5 protein-coding genes are annotated in these 6,306 nt (G+C 38.6%); 2 read left to right on the top strand and 3 right to left on the bottom strand.

What is annotated here, in order from left to right:
• Positions 1-150: 150 nt before the first annotated feature.
• A complete protein-coding gene (locus tag I3259_RS13260) occupies positions 151-2,196 on the bottom strand; it encodes a GMC oxidoreductase (RefSeq protein WP_238030056.1) in 2,046 nt (681 codons plus the stop codon).
• Between the two features lie 513 nt (positions 2,197-2,709).
• Between I3259_RS13260 and I3259_RS13255 the strand changes: the two genes are divergently transcribed.
• Positions 2,710-3,045 (top strand): DUF1904 domain-containing protein, encoded by a 336-nt coding sequence (locus tag I3259_RS13255; protein ID WP_238030055.1) that lies wholly within the window; start codon positions 2,710-2,712, stop codon positions 3,043-3,045.
• A 96-nt stretch (positions 3,046-3,141) separates the two neighbouring features.
• Positions 3,142-3,993, top strand: a complete 852-nt coding sequence (locus I3259_RS13250; RefSeq protein ID WP_238030054.1) for an endonuclease/exonuclease/phosphatase family protein — start codon at positions 3,142-3,144, stop codon at positions 3,991-3,993.
• A gap of 22 nt (positions 3,994-4,015) precedes the next feature.
• On the opposite strand, the gene I3259_RS13245 is transcribed toward I3259_RS13250, so the two are convergent.
• Both I3259_RS13245 and I3259_RS13240 read right to left on the bottom strand, forming a co-directional pair.
• A complete protein-coding gene (locus tag I3259_RS13245; protein ID WP_238030053.1) occupies positions 4,016-4,705 on the bottom strand; it encodes a YIP1 family protein in 690 nt (229 codons plus the stop codon).
• Positions 4,702-6,264, bottom strand: coding sequence for a LysM peptidoglycan-binding domain-containing protein (locus tag I3259_RS13240; RefSeq protein WP_238030052.1), 1,563 nt, complete (start codon positions 6,262-6,264; stop codon positions 4,702-4,704). Before I3259_RS13240 ends, I3259_RS13245 begins: the two co-directional genes overlap by 4 nt.
• Positions 6,265-6,306: the final 42 nt, after the last annotated feature.

The following is a 6,306-nucleotide window of genomic DNA, read 5'->3' as shown; positions in this document are numbered from 1 at the left end:
AGCGGATTCCAAATCCGCGTGTTGGGAGTTCGAATCTCTCCACCCCTGCCATCTTCAAGAAAGCCTCGTCAGAAATGACGAGGCTTTTTTACATTTGTAGATTGGCCTAGCAATAATACTCCTAACTTAGGCATTATTGGTTTCTGTTAATTAATAATTGAAAGCATCTTGTGCGATCATATCTGCAGCTTTTTCACTGAGCATATAAATGGCAACAGCTGGGAAAAATCCAGGAATATTAGGAAAGACGCTTGCATCTACTACTCGTAATCCCTCTGTTCCATGGACTTTAAAGTTACTATCTAGAACTGCCATATCATCGTCGATATGACCAATTTTTGCAGTACAGGATGCATGGTGTCCCCATGATTCATTCATAATAAAATTTTGTATTTCTCGTTGTGTATTAACGTGTCGCCCAGGCCAGACTTCTCGATGATAAACTTTACCAAAAGTAAGGTTTGTTGAGTATTGAGCCGTTTTTCTTAATAGTTTTACACCTTTCATTATCGCCTCTAAATCATCGTAATGTTCATCACTTGGTAAGACACCTGCTTTTGGGTCGCCAAAGTATTTGAAGTTGATAATGGGGGTTTCTAAAGGGTCGGCACTTCGAAGTGTGACACTGCCTCGGTTTTTACTGTGTCCTTTTAAAATCAACCATGTGTATTGATTATCGGGATCGAACGTATCATTACTATAGCCTGGGTAGTAGCCCTTAAACGTACCACCAAGGGCAAACATATATAAATCAGGGTCTAACTGCTCGATTTCATGATTAATTGCTTTTTTATTGCCATGAATATCATAGCGCTGAGATTTAGTTACCATACTAATTAGTGCACCTGGTTGAGTGTATACCCCTTGTTGGTTTCGCTCCCAAGCGTAGTGACAATGATCTTTATTAGTTGGGTTATAATTACAGTTTTGTAGGGCTGGAAAGTTTTTAGGTCCAAAATCAAAGATCCAGAAACGCTTTCTTTTTTCAAATACAATAGGTACTTCGTAGCGATCTTGGAGGTTTTTACCGACACCTGGTAGATGTACTTTAGTTGTAATACCATGCGTACTGAGTTCATTTCGATCGCCTATTCCTGATAACATTAGTAGTTGTGGTGTGTTAAATGCGCCTGCTGATAGAATCACTTCTTTATTAGCTTGGTAGTAAGTTGGAGAGGGAGGAAAGGTATTCCCCGCATTGCGATCTGCTTTGTAGAGATGCGCTCCATGCAATACTTCAACACCTTGCGCTTTAGGTTTTAAACCGGGTTGCTGATTGATAATAACTTTTGTCGCGAGTGTATTGGTCTTAAGCGTGAGTGGATAGCCTGCCTCAATAGCTGAAAGTATACGACCTGCCACTCCACCTCGACGACCATGTTCATTTACAGCAACAGGAACTTGGTAAAGCCCTTCAGGCTCTTTACCGTTGCGGAGGGCATTAATGTTTTTAAAAGGAAAGAATAGACTAGGGTGATCAGGTTTACCTTTATCGGCTTGCTTTCCAGCCCCTGCAATAATACTTAAATAACTAAATTTAACCTTGGGTGATAGTGGTGAATATAAACTACCATTAGCGTGCGGTGCGATTAATGCGTTATGGTTTATGGGTAACCACCCTTGAGAACCATGTCCTTGATGTTCATTTTTACCGTAAAGATTACGTTCTACTTTGGTGAGATAATGGCGCATATTTTGTGCAGACCATGAATCGTCACCAGTTATATCTGCGATATTATTCCAATCACTATTATGTGGTATGACCGATATCATCGCGTTAACAGCGCTTGAACCACCAATTGTCGATCCGCGAGGGTAGAAGATACCTTGTTTATTACTAGGACATCCTGCTTTTTCAGGGCAATGTTTGCTGTCTAATCGGTTTCGATTGGGATCGCTATAGTGATTGACATAATATTGCCAAGATAAGCGAGGGTGTTCGCTTGCTTTCACATGTAAAACCGGTGCATCCATAAAATCTTTATCGTCTTCTCGTAGATTACCAGCTTCAACGAGTAAGACTGAAAAGCCACGCTCGGCAAGACTAGAGGCGAGAGGGCCACCTCCAGCGCCAGCACCGACCACAATATAGTCATACGATTCAGTATAGGGTTGAGCATGTAAATAGAGAGAGAAAGAAACGAATAAACTAATAAGTAGGTTTCGTATTATTACTGGATAACGGTATGTTTTCATTTCATAACACCCTGTTAGGTTAGTTTATCTCACCAAAATTAGCGGTGTGTTTAAATAAAAATATGATCTAAATAAAAGAGTATTTTTTTATCTTTATCGTGTATGAAATAGTGATTATCGATTATTGTTTTCTGTAATATTTTTTTGTTAATTAAATGTTGCAATCTGAGTCTAACTGATTGAATGTTATTGCTTATTATTTTTGATGTTTGGCTTGCTTTTATTTAATACCAAAGATCGTTAATGTTGAAATAAATGCGTGTTAGATTATTAAAAATATAGTTATTAATAGTGGTTGTATCAATGTTGAGATAAATAAATTAAAAATTGAAATGTAACTGAATGAATTTATTAATTCTTGATTTTGTTGTGTAGTGTAAAAACGGGAAATGAGGGGTATGATTAAGATGCGAATGCATAGAGATTGACCTATCGCTAACAATAAAATTTCGAGCTTAGGTAAGATAAAGTGGTAATCTAGTGCTGCTAACATTGATTAATCAAGGAGAGTTCATGCCTCATCTTCGTTTCCGTGCTGTAGAGTTTGATGCAGTGAAAATCTTATCAACAGAACTTGTTGATGAACTTCAACCACTCATGTCATGCCCTCGTGAAGACTTTACTTTAGAGCATATTCCAGCATCTTTTATTTTTGACGGAGAAGTATCTGATGCTTACCCGTTTGTAGAGGTATTGTGGTTTGATCGCGGACAAGAAACGCAAGATAAAGTGGCTGCTGTGATCACTGCTTCTGTGCGTAAAGCACTGGATGATAATAATCAAGATGTTGCTGTTATTTTTACTGCATTAACTGCGACGGCTTATTATGATAATGGCGAACATTACTAACATCCCTTTCTGAAACAGAATTTCAAACTTTAAATATCCATTTTTTATAAGTCAGCTTATGTTCAATAGGCTGGCTTACTCTGTTTAAGGGTTAGTATGGCACGTTATACAAAAACGAAGCTTGTTGCTGGTGTCGGGGTGGTTGCAGGTGCATTAGGTCTTGGTGCTTTTAATGCCTCTTTTGATATATCAACACAACCCGATGTTACTAATGAGGTTTTTGCTCCGCATTTTTCATATCGTTGTATGGAAAGTGTAATTGCACCACCACTGGATATTGATGGTGAATTAACGGTAGCAGTTTGGAACATCTATAAACAACAACGCAGTAATTGGCGTAAGGCTTTAGAGTCTTTTTCAACAGGAACGGATTTAGTTTTACTGCAAGAAGCGAGCTTAAATACTGATTTAAAATCGTATTTAGATGCGAATAGCTGGAAAGTACGGATGGCGAATGCTTTTCGTTTCCTAGATACGCCTGCAGGAGTGATGAATTTATCTCGCGTGGATTCTAAGCAGACGTGTGCTTATTTAGCGATGGAGCCTTGGTTACGTTTGCCAAAGTCTGCATTGTTATCAGAATTTTCACTTTCAAATGGACAAACATTGGTTGTTGTGAATTTGCATGGTGTGAACTTTGCGTTAGGACTTGATGAGTATAAAGCGCAGTTAAATAGTTTGAAAGATGTTTTGTCCAAGCATGTTGGTCCAATTATTTTAGCTGGGGATTTTAATACTTGGCGTCAGGGGCGAATTAAAGTGCTGAAGTCTTTTGCCCATTCGTTAGGATTGAAAGAAGTATCATTTGCTGATGATCAACGTATTCGTATCTTAGGTAAGCATCTTGATCATCTGTACTACCGTGATTTAACGTTAGTGAAATCAGAAGCACCTAAAACAGATGCTTCTGATCATAATCCGCTACTCGCATCGTTTAGATTAAAATAAAGAAAGCGAGTCTCGGTCGTTATTAGGCCACGATAATCAGTAGTGGCCAAATGATAAGTGTTAATGCCCAAGGTAATACAGCAACAATAATGGCTTTAGGGCGGTCGAAATCAGTCCAAGCGCCTACTGCGGCATAAGTGAGTGCAATATACCAAGGTGCTAACAATGGTATTGTGGTTGCAAATGGTGCCCATGGATTGTTTAAAGGTAACTTTAATAATCCATTAAGACTATTTAAATCAGCAGCATTGGGCAGAATATTTGCAGAATTAAATAGGACATTGATGTAGCTAGCAATATCACCAATAAAGGCCGGTAACATGATAAAGCAGGAAGCGGCTAGCCATTTGCCATAGCTATGTTGATATTGACTACCTTTTGTTGCCATTTTCAGCCATAGCGCTAATAGAAAAATAACTGCAGTTCTACCTGAAAAATCGCTAAAGACCTCTCCAGCTAATAATACTTCTTTTGTTAGCCACGCTTGTTTCACAGATTCATCAACACTACCTAGTTGGTTTTGTAAAGCTTGTTGTAACCAAGGTAGATCAACGTGATTGAAATAACTTCCCCAAAAGATAAATGAGCCCAAAATAATAATGATATAGGGTAAGAACGCCCACTTAGGACGTTCATAAACCGCTGCGAAACAATCAATCGGCGAACGGAAAAGATCAACAAGCGCCATTAATGGATTTTTGGATGGTGTCATGCTTTAACCTTGCTTGTATCTATAACCAATTTAAGCGTTTGGCCCTGTTTTAGATATTTTTTACTATTGAGATTATTCCATTTTACTATTTGTTTTACTGTCACGTTGTGACGTTGAGCAATAACACTTAAGCTATCACCACTTTTTACTTTGTAGTTGATTGTTTTGGCTTTATTGGTAGATTTCTCTGTCTTTTGTGATACATCGTTGTTAGCTACTTTCAGTTTTTGACCTAAGCGCAATGTTGCTTTGGTTGAGAGCTTATTGGCTTTCGCTAATGCTTTAACTGAGGTGTTATATTGACGTGCAATTGTCCACAAACTATCACCTTGACGAACAGTGTGGTGAGTTTGAGTAATAGCATTACGGTGCTGAGAACTGACTAATGCATAACTTGTTGATGGCAGTTTCAGTTTTTGACCAATACGAATATGATTTGTTTTTAGGTGGTTCGTTTGCTTAATTACACTGATTGTTGTGTTATGGCGAGCGGCGATTACACCTAAGCTGTCTCCAGACTTAACGGTGTAGGTCGTCGTCGTCGTACTTAATGCTTTATTCTTGTTATTAGCTAATGCGCGATTAAATTTATTTACGCTGTTTATTGGCAATAACAAATGGTTTAATCCATTAGGTGCAGTAACGCCTCGACGATAAGCCGGATTTAATGCCTTTATTTCTGAGGTACTAATGCCTGCAAATTTCGCTGCGATATCTAAATCTATTTGTGTATTGGGCTTTACCACTGAAACCGCGGGTTTATTACTGATTGCTGGTAATATGATGCCGTACTTTTTCTGGTTTTTGATTATATCAGCGACCGCATAAAGTTTAGGCACATAACTGCTTGTTTCATCCGGTAGATCTAAATCCCAATAATCGGTTGATTTACCCAGTGCTTTGTTCTTCTTAATTGCGCTAAATACTCGGCCTTCACCAGTATTGTAAGCAGCAAGTGCATATTGCCAATTACCATCAAATTTTTTATTGAGGTAAGTCAGTAGCTTTAATGCCGCTTCTGTCGATTTTACAATATCGCGACGACCGTCGTACCAACTATTTTGTTTTAAGCCAAAGCGACGACCAGTATCTGGGATTATTTGCCATAAACCAGCAGCAGCCATACTCGAGTAGGCATTTTGATCAAATGAGCTTTCTACTATAGGTAGTAAGGCAATTTCTAATGGCATACCGCGTTTTTCAACTTGTTCTGTAATGTAGTACAAGAAAGGTTGAGCACGCTCTGCAATGATTTCTAAATTACGAGGGTGCTTTAAGTACCAGTTACGGTAATAACGGATACGTTTATTATTTGGGATGTGGGTATCGATCTGCATGCCAATGCGATCCCAGACATTTTTTTGTTGCTGAGGTGTTATTTTTTTTACTTCTGAAGTCACCTTGCTTGGTTGGGATTCAAACAAGGGAGGAATGACTTTCTCTGTCGGTTTTACAACGACGGTATTTACATCGTTAGTCTCGGCCTTTTTAGTGACTGGCTGTGTGGTTTGACAGCCAACTAATAAAAGCACGCTTGCTAAAAGAATCCGTGATTTCATAACAGTCGTCTATTACTAAAGTGGCTGGAGATAATACGTGTC

It is taken from the genome of Photobacterium sp. Ph5, from assembly GCF_022129445.1.
Taxonomy (GTDB): domain Bacteria; phylum Pseudomonadota; class Gammaproteobacteria; order Enterobacterales; family Vibrionaceae; genus Photobacterium.
This window is presented reverse-complemented; position numbering and strand designations above follow the sequence as displayed.

What these genes read in the sequence shown, in the direction of transcription:
- I3259_RS13245 (WP_238030053.1), bottom strand. Translation starts at nt 4,705, where the DNA reads ATGACACCATCCAAAAATCCATTAATGGCGCTTGTTGATCTTTTCCGT.
- I3259_RS13240 (WP_238030052.1), bottom strand. Translation starts at nt 6,264, where the DNA reads ATGAAATCACGGATTCTTTTAGCAAGCGTGCTTTTATTAGTTGGCTGT.
- I3259_RS13260 (WP_238030056.1), bottom strand. Translation starts at nt 2,196, where the DNA reads ATGAAAACATACCGTTATCCAGTAATAATACGAAACCTACTTATTAGT.
- I3259_RS13255 (WP_238030055.1), top strand. Translation starts at nt 2,710, where the DNA reads ATGCCTCATCTTCGTTTCCGTGCTGTAGAGTTTGATGCAGTGAAAATC.
- I3259_RS13250 (WP_238030054.1), top strand. Translation starts at nt 3,142, where the DNA reads ATGGCACGTTATACAAAAACGAAGCTTGTTGCTGGTGTCGGGGTGGTT.